15 protein-coding genes are annotated in these 16,407 nt (G+C 51.1%); 2 read left to right on the forward strand and 13 right to left on the reverse strand.

Annotation, left to right across the window (positions count from 1 at the left end):
- Positions 1-10: 10 nt before the first annotated feature.
- The 4 genes from AC506A_RS06950 to AC506A_RS06965 all read right to left on the reverse strand — a co-directional run bounded on the left by AC506A_RS06950 (position 11) and on the right by AC506A_RS06965 (position 1,991).
- Positions 11-817, reverse strand: a complete 807-nt coding sequence (locus AC506A_RS06950; RefSeq protein ID WP_495460236.1) for an MBL fold metallo-hydrolase — start codon at positions 815-817, stop codon at positions 11-13.
- 144 nt (positions 818-961) lie between these two features.
- Complete coding sequence (locus AC506A_RS06955) at positions 962-1,285, reverse strand: ArsR/SmtB family transcription factor (protein ID WP_495460237.1); 324 nt, start codon at positions 1,283-1,285, stop codon at positions 962-964.
- 1 nt (position 1,286) lies between these two features.
- Positions 1,287-1,715 (reverse strand): SRPBCC family protein, encoded by a 429-nt coding sequence (locus tag AC506A_RS06960; RefSeq protein WP_495460985.1) that lies wholly within the window; start codon positions 1,713-1,715, stop codon positions 1,287-1,289.
- A gap of 129 nt (positions 1,716-1,844) precedes the next feature.
- Positions 1,845-1,991 (reverse strand): hypothetical protein, encoded by a 147-nt coding sequence (locus AC506A_RS06965; protein ID WP_495460238.1) that lies wholly within the window; start codon positions 1,989-1,991, stop codon positions 1,845-1,847.
- Between the two features lie 259 nt (positions 1,992-2,250).
- On the opposite strand from AC506A_RS06965, the gene AC506A_RS06970 reads away from it, so the two are divergent.
- Complete coding sequence (locus tag AC506A_RS06970; RefSeq protein ID WP_495460239.1) at positions 2,251-3,174, forward strand: DMT family transporter; 924 nt, start codon at positions 2,251-2,253, stop codon at positions 3,172-3,174.
- Positions 3,175-3,539: 365 nt separating this feature from the next.
- Here AC506A_RS06970 and AC506A_RS06975 read toward each other — a convergent pair whose 3' ends face one another.
- From AC506A_RS06975 to AC506A_RS06990, 4 genes are all read right to left on the reverse strand, one after another.
- A complete protein-coding gene (locus AC506A_RS06975; RefSeq protein WP_495460240.1) occupies positions 3,540-4,175 on the reverse strand; it encodes a hypothetical protein in 636 nt (211 codons plus the stop codon).
- Positions 4,176-4,254: 79 nt separating this feature from the next.
- Positions 4,255-5,319: a M42 family metallopeptidase gene (locus tag AC506A_RS06980; RefSeq protein ID WP_495460241.1), complete on the reverse strand. Its 1,065-nt coding sequence runs from the start codon at positions 5,317-5,319 to the stop codon at positions 4,255-4,257.
- Between the two features lie 66 nt (positions 5,320-5,385).
- Positions 5,386-7,065, reverse strand: coding sequence for an ATP-binding cassette domain-containing protein (locus AC506A_RS06985; protein ID WP_495460242.1), 1,680 nt, complete (start codon positions 7,063-7,065; stop codon positions 5,386-5,388).
- Positions 7,062-7,928 carry an energy-coupling factor ABC transporter ATP-binding protein gene (locus tag AC506A_RS06990; protein ID WP_495460243.1) on the reverse strand — a complete coding sequence of 289 codons (867 nt, stop codon included), beginning with the start codon at positions 7,926-7,928 and terminating at the stop codon, positions 7,062-7,064. Before AC506A_RS06990 ends, AC506A_RS06985 begins: the two co-directional genes overlap by 4 nt.
- Before the next feature lie 96 nt (positions 7,929-8,024).
- Between AC506A_RS06990 and AC506A_RS06995 the strand changes: the two genes are divergently transcribed.
- Positions 8,025-8,669 (forward strand): biotin transporter BioY, encoded by a 645-nt coding sequence (locus AC506A_RS06995; RefSeq protein ID WP_495460244.1) that lies wholly within the window; start codon positions 8,025-8,027, stop codon positions 8,667-8,669.
- A gap of 29 nt (positions 8,670-8,698) precedes the next feature.
- Here AC506A_RS06995 and AC506A_RS07000 read toward each other — a convergent pair whose 3' ends face one another.
- From AC506A_RS07000 to AC506A_RS07020, 5 genes are all read right to left on the reverse strand, one after another.
- On the reverse strand, positions 8,699-9,289 hold the full coding sequence (locus AC506A_RS07000) for a hypothetical protein (RefSeq protein ID WP_495460245.1): 591 nt from the start codon (positions 9,287-9,289) through the stop codon (positions 8,699-8,701).
- A gap of 158 nt (positions 9,290-9,447) precedes the next feature.
- Positions 9,448-11,244, reverse strand: a complete 1,797-nt coding sequence (atzF, locus tag AC506A_RS07005; RefSeq protein ID WP_495460246.1) for an allophanate hydrolase — start codon at positions 11,242-11,244, stop codon at positions 9,448-9,450.
- On the reverse strand, positions 11,241-14,891 hold the full coding sequence (gene uca / locus AC506A_RS07010; protein WP_495460986.1) for an urea carboxylase: 3,651 nt from the start codon (positions 14,889-14,891) through the stop codon (positions 11,241-11,243). Before uca ends, atzF begins: the two co-directional genes overlap by 4 nt.
- A gap of 39 nt (positions 14,892-14,930) precedes the next feature.
- Positions 14,931-15,584, reverse strand: coding sequence for an urea amidolyase associated protein UAAP2 (locus AC506A_RS07015; protein WP_495460247.1), 654 nt, complete (start codon positions 15,582-15,584; stop codon positions 14,931-14,933).
- A 49-nt stretch (positions 15,585-15,633) separates the two neighbouring features.
- Positions 15,634-16,362 (reverse strand): urea amidolyase associated protein UAAP1, encoded by a 729-nt coding sequence (locus AC506A_RS07020; RefSeq protein WP_495460248.1) that lies wholly within the window; start codon positions 16,360-16,362, stop codon positions 15,634-15,636.
- Positions 16,363-16,407: the final 45 nt, after the last annotated feature.

Raw genomic sequence — 16,407 nt, forward strand, 5'->3', positions numbered from 1 at the left:
AGTTGAAGAATTAAAAGAATCGCGTTTCCCCCGGCTGAAACACATGGAATTTCTGTCCTCGGTACTTGCTAAGCAGCGCATCCATAAAGCCGGCAATGCCTTCGCTATTATTGGGATAGAGGTCATAGTGGAGCGGGATGACAATGTCCATGCGCAATTCTGCTGCAAAAGCAGCCGCTTCAAACGCATTCATATTGCCAACAACGCCAAGTCGATGACGAAACAGATCCCGTCCGTTAATCGGCAGCATGCCGATGTCAATCCGATAGGGCTGCAGCATCTCGATCAGTGATTCCTGCACCAACGTGTCCCCAGCATGATAGATGGTCATTCCGTCCCATTGCAGAATGTACCCTAAATAACGATCCCATCCGTCAAGGTCGACTTCTCGTTCTTCATGCCAAGCGGCGATCGGATGAATGACTAGTTCCTGATTCCACTGCAGAGGTGTACCATATTTCAAAGGGAGTAGTCGTTTCGCAGAAATTCCGATATCGGCTAGTAAAGACTGGCAGGCAAGCGGCCCCGCGAACTTGCAAGCAGGTGAGGCTTCTGCAATAATCGCCACTGTTTCCGGGTCAAGATGGTCTTGATGCTCGTGCGTAATTAAGACAAGATCAATATCCTTCAACTCAGATGGATGAACAGGCGGAGCATAGCTGCGCGTCCAATATCCTTCCGGATAACCGGTTAACCGATCGACAGAGTCCGTTAAATAAGGATCAATAGCTACAGCAAACCCGTTGCGACGAATGATGACACCGACTTGTCCAATGTACTGGATGGAAGCGGATGCGTTTACTTGGTTATGGATCATTTTGGAAAGACCCCCTTTCCATTTTAGCGTATCAGAAAACAGGCCAAGTCGAAAGCAGGTATAGCTACTTTTTAGGCGACAATTTCACGCAAAAAAGTGGCTGAACCGGTTTCCCACCAGTACAGCCACTTTTGATCATCACGCTCAGTCAGACTCAACGAAGCGCTGAAGTGCCGACATTTTATTTTCCCAGAAGCGTTCATAATAATTGAGCCAATTCTTGAGCTCCTGCAGCGGCTGCGTTTCCAGTCGGTAACGTGTTTCACGTCCGACCTTTCGCTCCTTTACAAGCCCGGCCTCTGCTAATATACGGAGATGCTTCGATACAGCCGTACGCGTCATTGGAAAATGTCCCGTAATCGCCGTTACCGGCATTTCCCGATCGACGAGCAGCTTCAACACTTCCCGCCTGGTTGGATCGGCGATAGCTTGAAACACATCATGTTTGCCTGCCGGAAGAGCCGCCATATTAAGCCTCTACATACTTGCCGAGGGCTTGGTGAATGCCAACCCAGCCATTGCTCATCCGGTCGCGGACGATATCGTGAGGCAATCCGTTTTCGTTTATGAAATCCGCTTTCCAACCGCCGTGAATAAGCGTGCACTCGGTTTGATTGTCGGAGATGATTTGAAGCTGTATCGTAATTGTCCAGTCCTTGCCCCAGCTAAAAGAAATACGGTTTGGCTCATCTACTTCCTTCACAATACAAGGTTGAATGCCGAAAGGACCGGCATCGATCTTGAATTCATGTCCGACTACCGCTTCCAAATCGTTTGGCATAAACCATGCCGCAAGGCCTTCAGAAGTCGCTACTGCCTTCCACACTTTCTGAATGGCAGCATTAAAAATCCCTGATTGTATGATATCAGGCAATGTGTTTTGCGTTTCCATATCCATCATTCTCCTCATGAAATAAGTTAAAATTCGATAAGTACGGACCATTAGCTCGTCCTGGTTTGTAAAAGAAAAAGCGAAACCATTTGGTTTCGCTTTAATTATAGATGGTTTGTTATTTTGATGTCAAATCTAGTTGTGTTTCTTCCCTTGCTCGTTCTCGACATTATGATCTTCCCAGCGCCTGGAGTAGGCTTTATTGGTTACCCATATTGTCATCCACGTCACAATGATCGCTATAATTGCAGCTGCAATCCAAACCCCTGTTGGAACACCCATTTCCAGTCTCCCCTTTATGCTCTGTACTATACTGCCACTTCTTATCCAAATCATATCATTTACGCGTGCATTGCGGCGCACTGACAAATGAACACATTTTGACGAATTCCGAATTCTCTGATGTTAATTACGATGTCCACACTGCCCGCGATATACAGATGCCAAATAGTCTCTATCTCTTGCGAGGACAAGCCTTTGTGTGCATAATGAGAAAGGTCGCTTCGTGCATAATGACGGAGCAGAAAGAAGGAACCTCACTGTGAATTCATCGTCATCATCCAAAATGTCTATTTCCCCCGTGTTCCCGCTTATTGTCGGAATGCTGGCCATCTCGTTTGCACCTATCTTCGTGAGGTATTCCAATGCGCCGGTTTCCGTTCAAGGGATGTACCGAATGCTGTTCACGTTTATACTCATGCTACCCTTCGGAGTCAAGCAGCTTCCAGGCATGAAAGCCATCTCGCGAAAAGACTGGCTGTTGCTCCTTGCAGCGGGCTTCTTCCTTGCCCTTCACTTTCTGCTTTGGATGGCATCGCTGACCTACACCTCTATTGCCAGCTCCACTATTATTTTGGCACTGGAACCCGTGTTCGTCATGGTCGGCGCATTCCTCTTGTTTAAGGACAAACCGCGTAAATTCGCGGTTGTCGGTATGATCGTCGCTTTGATCGGAGCCATCAGCATCGGTTCTGGTGATATCACACTGTCGCAGCGTGCGTTCTTCGGCGATAGCTTGTCATTCTTCGGCGCATTGGCCGTAGCCGTGAACATGCTGATTGCCAAACAAATTCTGAAGCGTGTCTCTTCGTTTCTCTACAGTTTCATCGTATTTGGCGTCACAACCGTATGCTTCGCCATCTACAATGTAGCTACAAGCACGCCGATGTCCGGATACGCTGACCGAGAATGGGTTGTGTTCTTGCTGCTAGCAATTGTCCCGACCGTCTTTGGCCATATGATCTTTAACTGGCTGCTGAAATATGTGAAGCCTACAACGATTTCGATGTCCGTGCTCGCAGAGCCGGTTGGTGCCAGCTTGCTCGGCATGCTGCTCTTCCGCGAAATGGTCACTGGCTTTCAACTCATCGGCGGTGCTTTTGTCATCGCAGGCCTCATTCTGTACATGCGGGCAGAGAAGCAAACCCACACTGTTGAAGTGAAGAATGAAGCAATCAGCGCGTAGCCAGTAAAAAGACTGCCCCTCGGTCATCTTTTTTGATGATAATGGGACAGTCTTTTTTGTTGGTAGTGATTATCGAATTCGAGCAAATCACCGCCACTGGACCATTAAACACTGCCCCCGAAAACTCTAACGGACCACAGAAGACTTATTTAGCTAAAATGCCGCTACAAAATTCTAACGAATCGTACAGGTGTTATTTCGTGTCGAAAACCCGTATTCTGCTCTTTTCACTCCAAATAGCGACTCCACGATTCGTTAGAATACTTCCCCTTTGGCACGAAATGCACCACCATCCCAAACATAACAAAAGCTGCCTCAACAGCGCATAATTGCACTTTTGAGACAGCCTTGTTTACAATCAGGAACTAGTCCAAACCGTGTTCTTCACGAATACGGTACAGACCTTGGATAATTGGTTCAGCCGGATCGCGATTCAGCAAGTGATGTGCAATCAGCATATGAAGCGGCAATGCGCAGACGTTGTTGCCATCGGAGATCGACGTAAAGCCTGCTTCAAGCACCGCGCCATGCTGTTCGTTCAAGTCCAGATCAATGTGAACCTGCTCATCCGCGAATTCCTCACGGATGGTCTTCGCACAGTAAGGCACGATAATGTTATCGATCAGTGCCTTCGCCTCATCTTCGGATTGTGGAGGCATTGGAAGCAAACGCTCGCCGCCTGCATCCATTAGATCCAAGAAGAACGACGACATCCAGAGCGCCGGATCTTCGTTGTTTTGGAACGTGTGAAGCAGCTCGCGCATGAAGAAGCCGCACGCATACTTGTCTCCGTCCTTCACTTCGATTTTGTATGTGAAGATCGGTCCATACACTTCATGGTTCAATACTTGTCCATCAACTTGATCTTCTTCGAATTTAAAACGAAGCGCCCTTAGCGCGTTCTCGTGAAGCGCTTGAATCAAACGTTGAATTTCTTCTTCAGGAATACCTGCCGCTTGCTCTTGCGTATCATTTGGATTAGATACATTATTCGTTGTCATAGTCAATTCACCCATCATTCATCATATAATGTTCGTTTCATTATTGTCTACTCGTAATTTTTCCTATTGGTCCCTCAAATTATGAACGAGGCTCCAATAAATATGCTAAGAGCAGTGCCGCCGTGTTCAATACAGCATCACTATGCGTTCGCTCCATACTGTGCGAGGCATGGACACCTGGCCCGATTAACGCTGCCTTGATATTGCTTCCGCCGCGCAGTGCAGCCGAAGCGTCAGAACCGTAATGCGGGTAAATATCGATTGCATATGGAATCTTCTCGCGCCCGGCAAGCTCAATCAATTTCGAAGTCATGAGATAGTCGTACGGTCCGGAAGAATCCTTCGCGCAGATGGATACGTCGCGTTCGGTTGTCGAGAGATCATCGCCGATTGCGCCCATATCGACAGCGATCATTTCCGTAATATCCGCTGGGATATTCGAGCTGCCGTGACCTACTTCTTCATAAGTCGAAATGATGATCTTGACCGTACGAAGCGGGGACTTGCCTTCGCGTTTCAACCACTCCATCAAGCCGAATACTGCGGCCACGCTCGCTTTGTCATCCAAGTGACGGGATTTAATATAACCATTAGGGAAGAATCGTGTGCGGGCATCCCAAGAAATAAAATCACCCGGAGCAATGCCCAGCTTCTGTACATCTTCCTTCGACTTCACATGTTCATCGATGCGGATTTCCATATTGGCCTCATCGCGTTTCAAATCACGAACATCGGAGAAAACGTGCACAGATGGCTTCGTTGTCAGTACAGTACCGTCATACGTGCGGCCATCCCGCGTATGAATCAGACAATATTCGCTCTCTACCGTATGCATCGAATATCCGCCGATCGGTGTAAACCGAAGCGTACCGGACGGTTTAATGGACCTTACCATGGCACCCAATGTATCCACATGGGCTGTAATGGCGATAACCTCGTTATCTTGAGGGTCTGAACCTGGAATCGTTATAATGCCGTTGCCTTTAGGGGTCAGCTCTAGCGCGTAACCCAGCTTGGCAGCTTCTTCTTGAATGATGCGCATAATCGTCATGCAAAATCCGCTAGGGCTCGGTGTTGTCAGCAGTAGCTCCAGCAGGCGGTGAATGTAAGCTCGATCGAGCTGAGGTTGAAGCGGTTCAGTCATAGCTTGCCAGACACTCCTTTCAAAAGTTAACACTTGTTCTATCATAGCCGATTCGGAGCCAAATGCCTATTGCCACATCCAGAAAATGACCAGAATGGCAGCTCCGGCAGCCGCAAGAACAGTGTCACGAACCTTCCACCTCTCGGTTATCAATAGTGTTGGCTGTCTATCCCTTCCAACACCTCTGCTCTCGAGCGCATCTGAAACTTGTTCACCGAGCCGGAACAAAGCCAGCATGAACGGGATGGATGTTTCTTGCAGCCGCTTGAGCGAGCCTCGGGCAGAACGCTCTGTTTGCTTGCCTCTAGCTGTTGCTATACGTGCGAAACGCTCCCATTCCGATAAGAGAACCGGGATGAATCGAAGAAGCAGCGTAATCGTTAACAGCAATTTGGTCGCCAAGAGCGGCACTTTCCCTACCTTGGCAAACAGCTGCTCCAATGACCTTCGAAGCCGAAGCGGAGTTACAGCAAGCGGCAATCCGAAGCCGAGCAGCATCGCAAGCAATGGCCGAAGAAGAGATTGCAAGGACACGAGTGCAGCTTCTGTACGCCAGAAGCCGCCGCCTTCTTGCGGTCCGAGTCCGGCAATTAGGGCGACTGAGAACGTAAAGAAGGTCAGTGCCATAATGGCGCTGCGCCAGCGTCTCAGTGGGATTTTGCCAAAATGTATCGCAGCTGCAACAACCAGTGCCATTGCACCTAATCCAGACCAGGTGGATTGAAAGAGAATCGCGGCAGAAATAAGAATATAAGTAAGCCAGACCGATCTTGGATCGAATAAAGACAACGGTGATGGGTGCTTGCCCGAGTCTCTCAAAGCGAATGGCGCTCTAATTGTATGTCGAGTTACCGTGATGCTTGGTTGTAGAACCGTGACGTTCGACTTTACGATTAACGCTGCTTCTTGCGCCAACGCGGCCGGCTCCCAAACCCACTTGTACGGTACGCCCATACAAGCTAATCGGTGGGCTACTCGCAGCCAATCCGGAATGTCCATGCCGGCATTCTCCAGCCAATGAGGATTCGCAAGGAGCTCTTCCCTGCTGCAATGCTGCACACTCCCATTCGTGTGCATGATGATCACTGCATCAGCCAGCTGTAACGCCCAGTCGCTCTCATGAGAAATCAGCAGCACGCCTTTGCCGCCTTCCGCTTGCTGTTTCAGCTGCGCACCGAGCCGTTCATGACCTGCAGCGTCCAGCCCAGCGGTCGGTTCATCGAGCAACAGCCATGCTGCCGGAGGAGCAAATAAGCAGGCTAATGCCGTCCGCCTGCGCTCACCACCGCTCATCAAGTAAGGATCGCGATCCAGCCACGACTCGTCCCAGCCTACGGCGGCCAATGCTTCACTCGCCCTGCGTTCGCGCTCTTCGCCATCGAGGTGATAGGGACGCATCACATAATGCAGCTCATCGCGCACCGTTCTTGCAAACAATTGCTCTTCCGGCGATTGACAAGAATAGCTGTAAGCGAGCATAGCTTGCGGATTGCGTTCTAGTTTTCTTCGTCCTATGCGGGAGCGCCGCTCCGTCCACAACGAATGCGAGTCATAGGATATGACGATATCGTCCGACTTAGAAAGCCCGGCGATCGTTTCCATTAATCTCGTTTTGCCTACACCATTGGCGCCAATAATAACCGTAATTGAACCTGGTTCCAATCGCAATTCATGCGCTTGAATGGCGGCCATCTCATTATGTACCCCTATTGGCACCTGCTTCAAACCAACAATATGTAAGTTCATCGTGCGTCCGCCCCAATTCGAGTAAGCGCCTGATCCCATTCTTCCGGTGTTTCAGGATACGGGGGCTGCAGCTTGCCAAGCCTTCCCAACTCTAGTGCTAACGTAGATAAGTAAGGTAAACGAAGTCCGCATGTTTGGCAAGGCGTCGGGCCGAATTCTACCTGCTCTGCCGATCCCGATCCGTAAAGGAACTCCCCGCCTTTTCCGTCAAAAACGATACGGCCTTCCATTAACGCAACGACACGCGCAACAGACTCAATTTCTTGCAATCGCTGCGTGACCCACACGATCGCTGAGCCGCGCTGATGAAGTTTCTTAGCTAATCCATGCACAAGCACCATCGATTGCTCATCAAGCATGGATGTCGCCTCGTCGAATACGAGAAGCGATGTTTCGCCTGCCGATGCAGCGGCCACAGCAGCTAACTGTCGTTGACCGCCTGACAGACGGTCCCAGGGGGTATCACCAATGACCGAGAGACCGGTGAAGAGGAGTATTTCTTCTGTCTGCTGCATAATTTCTTGAGGAGACATTCCGCGCCATTCCAGCGCAAATCGTATTTCCTCACGCGGTGTCTCAGCGAATAGCTGGGCATCGGGCTGCTGCATCACATAAGGCGAAGGCCTATTCCCCGCAAAACCTCGGCTCCATGTTCCTCTCACACCTTCAATTGTTAACCCTGCCAGCAATCTGGCTAGTGACGATTTACCGCTTCCGTTTACCCCGGCAAGATTCACCCATTCTCCCGGTGCCAGATCGAAGTCAATTTGCTGTAACCGCGGGCTGCTGTCACCATTATCGAGCAGCCGATCTATAGAAACATCCTTCAAGATCAGATGTTCATCGTAAATTGTATGACTCATGAAAATCCCTCTTCCCAAACGGATTAACCCATGTTATGATTTCAATTGTTAACCAAGTAATGATAACAAGGTTAACATTAGAGAGGAGAATATACAATGGAAACCACTTCAAGATCAAGCTCAAATTCAACCACACCTTCTGCTGCACACGCCCCTATTTCGGCAAGCGGGCAATCCGGAACCACCTATTGGATTCGGGGTATCGTATTCACGGCGCTGTTCGCCGCGCTCTTCATCGCATTCGGTTACATAAGCATTCCACTGGGGTTTACAACTGTGCCTATTACGCTGCAAACCTTTGCAATCATGTTAGCGGGCGGCTTGCTCGGAGCTCGATATGGCTTCTGGAGTATCGCAATCGTCATCCTTCTTACTGCTGCAGGATTACCGCTATTGCATGGTAACGGCGGGTTGTCTGTCATTTTCGGTGCAACCGGCGGATACATCTGGATGTTCCCTATATCAGCCTTATTAATTGGTCTGGCAAGTGACCGCATCTTCGCACGTACGAAGAAACTCAATCGCAGCCAGTACGTGATGTTGTTCATTAGCTTAGTACTCTTTAGCGTAATCCTCGCTTATGTTGGAGGCGTGCCATGGCTTGCATACAAGGCCAATTACTCGTTCGCCAAAGCAATGGTTAACGGCTGCTATCCGTTCTTGTTCGGAGACATGGTGAAGGCCATTGCGGCAACCTTCTTGATCGCTACTCTACGTCCGCTTCTTCCGAAACTCCGCTAACTGCAAACACGCATAACCTAGCTATCCAATCAGCCGACCTGCCGCTTCACTTTCTGCTCAATCAGAGTACGAAGTTCGCGCAGCGTCGGCTTTCTTATGGTTACAACCACGTTTCCCTTGTCGATCACGACCCCTTTAATAAAAACAAGCTCGGGGAGCTGCGACCCAAGCGGTATGACGATATCGTCAAAATAATCCTTCGATAACGTGATCCCGCGCAGCTGTGCTTCATCAACCTTCGCAATTAGATTCGGATTGTTCCACTCCAGCTTGTAGTAAATCACGATCCCAACCGGCAATCGCTCCTTCAGCTTCAGGTTTAAATGCGCAACTAAACGCTCCCCCTCCAGGTTAAAACGAGCCCCGGTAATGCGGACACCCGGCTGGTATTCCGGTTTCAAACGAATCGCAGCTTTGCCGATATTGTCAATGTCTGCCTCAGAGAGCACAAACGAAGTATTAAACTTCCGGATCATCGTCAACGCTCGTTCCATAAGTGGTACTTCATTAAACCGCAGATCCAATGCCTCTGTAGGTTTCACATACATGACAGCCCCGAAACCGGCAGCGATACCGAGCACCAGCAGTACAAGAAGTGTGATCCCTATTTTCTTAAGCACATGTCTTCACTCCGATCTCATTCCTCCTATTATACTCTCCCTTCTGTTTCCCCTTCTACTGTCGCTTGAAGGAGTAGGGTAAAAAAATACAAGCCGGTCCCCATAACTGGAGAGACGCGGCTTGCATATCGAAACGTTGAACTTCGAAACATTCCTCTCTATTGCAGCACGGCGTTGCGCCATGAGCCATGAGCAGTAATATCTTCCGCGCCGAGCTCCGCATAAGCTTCGCAAATAAACCCGGGCACTTCTGTGCCATCACTCAGTTCAACTTTCCCGATGCCAAGCGGTGCAGGAATGGATGCAGCGAATCCGCCGAAGGAAGCGAGAGGCATTTCCCAGATTTCGAGCGAAATGGCGGAGCCGCCCTGCTTCTGCTTAATCATCCCCGGCTTCGCGGGAGTGGTTGGCAGCTTTACGAGCAGATATTTAGCCGCACTCTCAGCCTCTCGAACAAATGTGGCACCGCAAGCAATCATCTGCTTCTCAAGCGGGAACCCCCGCATGTGAAGACCGCATACCGCAACTAGCGTCGTCGCCGGAGCTTGAACGGATGCTTGCGGGGCAGATGGTTTCGCATCAACAGAGGACTGTTCGCCGCTAAACGCGGAAACAAACCATTTTGCTGTACTGCATAGCAGCGATTCATCCTCGGCATTCCCAAACAAGGACACGCCAAACGGCAAATCCGTATCCGCTTCTCCGGCCTGAACCGCTACGGCGCACAGATCAAGTAGATTACAATGATTCGTATAGCGTCCCATATCGCTGTTCGTGCTGATCGGATTCGTTCGCACCTCATCGCGCGTCCACGTTCCGCCGCATGTTGGAAGGAACAGAACGGCATCCTTCAGCAGCTGCTTTGCCTCCAACTTGAATGCTTGAAGCTTATGCGCTGCTTGAAACACCGCTGCCGCGGTATAGTCTGGCGATGCACCGGTACGGAGCACCTGCTCTGTGACAGGAAACGCTACTCCGGGATGGTTCTCGATGAAAGGACCCAAATCAGCCCATCGCTCCGCCACCCAAGGTCCTCCGTATAGTATAGCTGCAGCTTCCGCGAACAAATCGAGCTCCACGTAGGCTACAGGCAGCCCCATCGCTTCAACTACATCAACTGCTTTCGCCCAAGCTTCTGAATATTGATTCGCGAAGGGTCCGTAGAACGTCGGCGTTTCCTTTGGCAAGCATACAGTCTGTGGAAGCTTATCTCCTGTTGGCTGCGCAATCGCTCGCGACCACGGGTCCGTTTCTTCCAAGCCGCGGGCGAACCTATCAACAGCCAGTGCATCGTCGAGGTTATGCGCAAATACGGTGACGCAGTCCAAGCTCGCACAAGCCGGAACGACGCCTTTCGTCGGCCAAGCGCCAAGGCTCGGTTTATAGCCGACCAAACCATTCAACGCCGCCGGAACGCGGCCGGAGCCGGCCGTATCCGTGCCTAGAGCGAAGACGGCTTGCCCGCGCGCCACTGACACAGCCGAGCCGGAGCTGGATCCGCCGCTGATCAGCTCGCTGCGCAGCGCATTATGCGTTTCGCCGTAAGGGCTTCGCGTGCCGACAAGTCCTGTCGCGAACTGATCAAGATTGGTTTTGCCAAGAGGAATGGCTCCGGCATCCACGAGTCGCTGAACGACTACTGCGCTGACACTTGGCGTGTAGCTGAACTCGGCACAAGCAGCTGTTGTCGGAACACCGGCTACATCAATATTGTCTTTGACAGCGAAAGGGATGCCCCAGAGCGGCAAGCTCTCCGGAGAAATCGTGGTCAACCGCTCCAGATAAGGTTCGATCAGCGCCAATGACGGAGGCGTAATCCATATATTCATCTCTGCATCCGCCTCAGCTCGGCTGATGATTTCAGCAATCACATCAGCAGGCTTCAGCAGCTTAGCGGTATATTGTTCTCTAAGCCATTGTACGGTCAGTTGTCTCGGCCATTTCATCGCGGTCATATGGGCAGCACCTCTCTTTCCCTTTCCTTCACGAGTCCAACAATCAATTGACCCGTATGCACCTCATCACCCGGTTTCACGAAGATCGAGGACACATACCCATCGCATGGTGCGGTCTGGGTAAACTCCATCTTCATGCTCTCCTCGATAATCAGCGTTTCGCCTTTCTTCACCTCTTGACCAGGGGTCACAAGCACCTTCCATACACTTCCCGGCATCGTGCAGCGAACCGCGATCGTTCCTTCAGGCAGCTCATCCTCCGGCGCTTCTTTAACCGCATCATGCTCCGAAATAAATTCCGCGAGTCCAAGCGCTTTCCAGTTTTCGCGTTCTGCTTGAAAGGCTGCTTGCTGCATCGATTGGAAAGCATCCGTGCTATCCTTGATTTCACCCAGGAATGCCAAGTAATCGCTTAGCTTAAACGTCGTTTCCGTAATGTCTGCCTCGAAACGTCCGCGCGTGAAGTCTTCACGAAGCCGCAGCAGCTCATCTGCAGTGACCGGGTAGAACTGGATTTGGTCAAAGAAGCGAAGCAGCCACGGTTTGCCCGGCTGGAAGCTCTCGGTTTGACGGTTCAAGTTCCACATTTGAATCGTACGGCCAACGAACTGGTAACCTCCCGGACCTTCCATGCCATATACGCACATGTAGGCGCCGCCGATACCGACAGCATTCTCCGGTGTCCAAGTACGAGCCGGATTGTATTTGGTAGTGACTAGACGATGACGCGGATCGATCGGCGTGGCAACAGGTGCACCAAGATAAACATCACCGAGTCCCAGCACCAGATAATTAGCTTCATGTACGACTTTAAACACTTCATCCAGATCCCCGAGGCCATTAATGCGACGAATAAATTCCAGGTTACTCGGACACCAAGGAGCATCCGGACGGACATTTTGTTGATAACGCTCAATAGCCAGCTGGGTGGCAGGATCATCCCATGAGAGCGGCAAGCGAACAATTCGTGAAGGGACTTCAATGGTTTCAAGCGGCGGCAGGCTGGAATCCAATTCAAGAATTCGCTCACATGCTTCTCGCACGGTGGTTCTCTTCGGATCGATATGCACTTGAAGCGAGCGAATGCCAGGCGTGAGATCCTGTACCGGTATCAAGCCGCTTTCCCGAATAGCCTGCATCAATGCGTGTACTTGGAAACGAAGCAGCAAGTCCAGCTCCATCTCTCCATACTCCACAAGAATGTTCTCGTCCCCGCTGCAGCGGATCGTAATCGGGAATCTGCGATTGGCCGATTCTTGCTTTAATAGCGGGTATTCCGGCGATAGTACGCACTCTTCTAACGGTAAGCCGAGCGGTATAAGCTGATCCCAATCCCCTTGCCCGATTGCTTCCAGATTGCCTTCTTGTTCCTTGCGCAGACGATCAGCCTGATCCAGCGACAGCAGCCGGAAGCGAACCCGGTCACCGGGATGCAGCTGGCCCAGCTTCCAGAATTCCGCTGAAGCCGTCGTCACCGGACAAACGAATCCGCCTAAGCTGGGACCGTCCGGCCCAAGCAGGATCGGCATATCCCCCGTCAAATCCAGCGTTCCAACCGCATAAGCATTGTCATGGATATTGGAAGGATGCAGGCCGGCTTGACCGCCATCTTCTCTTGCCCAATGAGGTGCAGGGCCAATGAGTCGAACACCTGTCCGCGAACTGTTAAAATGCACTTCAAAGCTGGTTTCCTCAAGCTCTTTGAGGTAAGTAGGCAGCAAATATTCCGCTGTACAGTGTGGTCCCGGAATAACGCCGATTGTCCATGTGCGTGTCATCGTCGGCAGATCCCATTCTTGCAGCTGCACGGCTGTTCCCGTCGAAGGGATTTGCTGCTCGCTCCGATTGACACCAAGCACATCCCCTGCGCGAAGCGCTCGACCGCCATGACCGCCGAAATTGCCAAGCGTAAACGTTGCGGAGCTGCCAAGGATACGCGGCATATCAAACCCGCCGGCAACAAGCAAATAGCCCCGCATGCCTGCTTTGGCTTCGCCATAGCTCAGCACCTGTCCTTTGCGGGCAAGGATCGGCTGATACAACGGTACAGCAGCCTCATCCAGCACGGCTTCCATATCGGCACCGGTCAAACAAATCCACATATCATCACGGAACTTATAAGCACCGCCGCGAAGTGTCAGCTCAAGTCCAGCGGCATCATCTGCATTGCCAAGCAGCTTGTTACCCATCCGGAAAGAGAGCGGATCCATCGGGCCACATGGCGGAACACCGACATCCCAGTAGCCTGTGCGCCCCGGCCAATCCTGAACGGTCGTTTGCACCCCGCCATCCAAGACTTCAAGAGCAAGCTCAGCAGGCTCAAACGTAGCCAGCAGCTGCGTGTACACGTTACCGCTCAAGCAATCTTCGTGACTAAGCAGCGCTTTCACATACTGTAAATTCGTCGTAACGCCATATAGACGCGTTTCATCAATCGCTCGAATCAGCTTTGCGATGGCATCCATTCTGTTATCGCCGTGAACGATAATCTTCGCCAGCATCGGATCGTATAGCGTGGTTACGGTAATTCCGTCGCGTACCCAGGATTCGATGCGTGCATGCTCTGTAAATTTCACTTGATCAAGCTTACCGGCGCTCGGCCGGAATTGCTGCAGACAATCTTCTGCGTAGATACGCGCTTGGATACTGTGACCAACTGCCGGTTTGATCAAGGAATCCAGTCCTGTCAGCTCATTCGCAGCTTCCCTAACCATCCATTCTACGAGATCAAGTCCAAGCACTTCTTCGGTCACACCGTGTTCCACTTGCAGCCGGGTATTCACTTCCAGGAAATAAAAGGCGCAGGAATCCGGATCGTACAAATATTCAATCGTTCCCGCACTGCGGTAACCAACCTCTGCGGCCAGTCGCTTCGAGGAAGCGAACATTTCTTGACGCACATGCTCTGGCAAATTAGGCGCAGGACTTTCCTCAATTACCTTCTGATTGCGACGCTGAATGGAGCAGTCGCGTTCACCCAAGGTCACGACTTCACCGAAGCCGTTGCCGAAGATTTGCACCTCTACGTGACGGGCTTTTGCGATATATTTCTCTAGAAAAATGCCGCCGTTCTTAAAGTTCGTCTCCGCCAAGTATCGGACACCGTCGAAAGCAGCAGCAAGCGCGCTTTCGTCCGCGCAAACTCGCATCCCGATTCCGCCGCCGCCGGCCGTGCTCTTCAGAATGACGGGATACCCGATCTCTTCCGCCTGCGAAAGCGCTTCGTCCAGCTCCGAGATGAGCGCCGTTCCGGGCAGCATCGGTACGCCTGCCCGCTCCGCGATTTCACGAGCGGAGTGTTTCAGACCGAACATCTCCATCTGCTCCGGCGTAGGGCCAATAAATACGATGCCACGCTCGCGGCAAGCACGAGCGAATGCGGCATTCTCGCTCAAGAACCCGTAGCCCGGATGAATAGCTTGCGCACCGGTATCGATGGCGGTTTGGAGAATACGATCCACATCCAGGTAGCTTTCTTTTGCAGGACCCGTCCCGATCAACACCGCTTCATCTGCACCATCGACATGAAGGCTGTCTTGATCTGCTTGTGTATAGACGGCAACGGATTGGATGCCAAGCTTGCGAAGAGTACGCTCTATTCGAACGGCAATTGCACCGCGATTCGCGATGAGAACTTTAGTGAACATGGACATGGTGTTTCCCTCCCTGAATGACTGTTTTTCTCTCTATGGATTCCAGATCAACACCCGAATCGGAGTTGGGTTATAGGCATTACATGGATTGTTTAATTGCGGGCAATTGCTGATTAATACCATCGTGCGGCAGATCGATTCGAGCTCCACATAACAACCAGGCGCAGATACACCATCGGCAAACCGCAGCCCGCCATCTTCTGACACGGGTACATTCATGAAGAAGTTCACATTAGGTGCCAAATCCCGTTTCGTATAGCCGCCATCATGTTTGGCAAGCTGCAGCATGAACGTATCGCGGCAGTTGTGCATTTGAAGCTTCTCGTGCGCATAACGCACGGTATTACTCTGAGCGGAACAGGAGCCGCCGACCGTGTCGTGCCTTCCGCAAGTATCTGCTACAATCTTCAGCAGTTCCTTACCGGATTCGGCCCGAAGCACGGAGCCTGTAGTTAAATAAATGTTTCCTTGCCCTGTTATTGTCGCAACCGCACTATAATGATCTTCCGGATTATCAGCATCGTAGAACAGCGTGTCCGCCGCTTGGTTCCCTTCCAAGTCCACGATCCGCAATATTTGACCTGGCTGAAGCTCCTTCATCCAGCCATCCCCTGCCAGTACAATTTCATCTATAATAGCCGATTCCGGCTGCAGCAAACTTTCGTATCGGTTAAACGCAGTAGTCATCGTAGTTCCTCCTCAATAGTAGTTGCGTGTATCCATCAAGCGTCTCGAGCTATGAACGACCTGCGAGCAAATAGTACTCGGCCGTATTCTCGAACGCCCGTCGATTCTCGGATCTGAAGTTGCAGCAATAATCGGTATCAAGATCGACAGCCGGTGCTGCAAAAACCTCAAGCTGTATAGCAGCAGTCGGATAGTTGGTGCTTGGATTCAGCGGGTTCGGTGTATTCGAGACCACAAGAAGAATATCCATCTCTGTCCGCAGCGTTACGGCAGCGCCTTCCTTGCAGTGCGTAGAATCATAAGTCATTCGGCCTACGTCATCGCAGCTCACTTTCGAGAACAAATTAACGACTGGTCCAATATCGCGAACGCCTAAACCACAACGAACGAGTTCAACCGCGAAATTCTCATAGCCGCTGCGCAGCCACTCATTCCGATATTGCTGGTATTGTTTCAGCCCGTACTTCGTGTCAGTTGATGCTCGAGTTGTAAAGCCTGTTATCGTATCATGCCAGCCAAGTTCATCATCGACGAAACTTGCCATTGCGCGGCCATTATCACTCATCAGAATGTTTCCGCGAGTCAAATGCGCGGTATATTGTGCTTTCAGCGTGTCCGGCATATTGTAGCGCTCTGTCAAATCATCAGCGTGGAACATCATAACCGACAAATTAGCGTTATCCTGCAAGGCCGTAAAACGAAGCAACCTCCCTTTGCTAATTCTCCCTGACCATTTATCTCCTGCCCCAAAGGTTGTGGTCCATAAGCCTGTCGTCATTGAATAGTCCCCCTCGAAAATGATTTAAATAAAAAAAGCCCGAGA

This window comes from Paenibacillus sp. N22P23 (genome assembly GCF_059383735.1).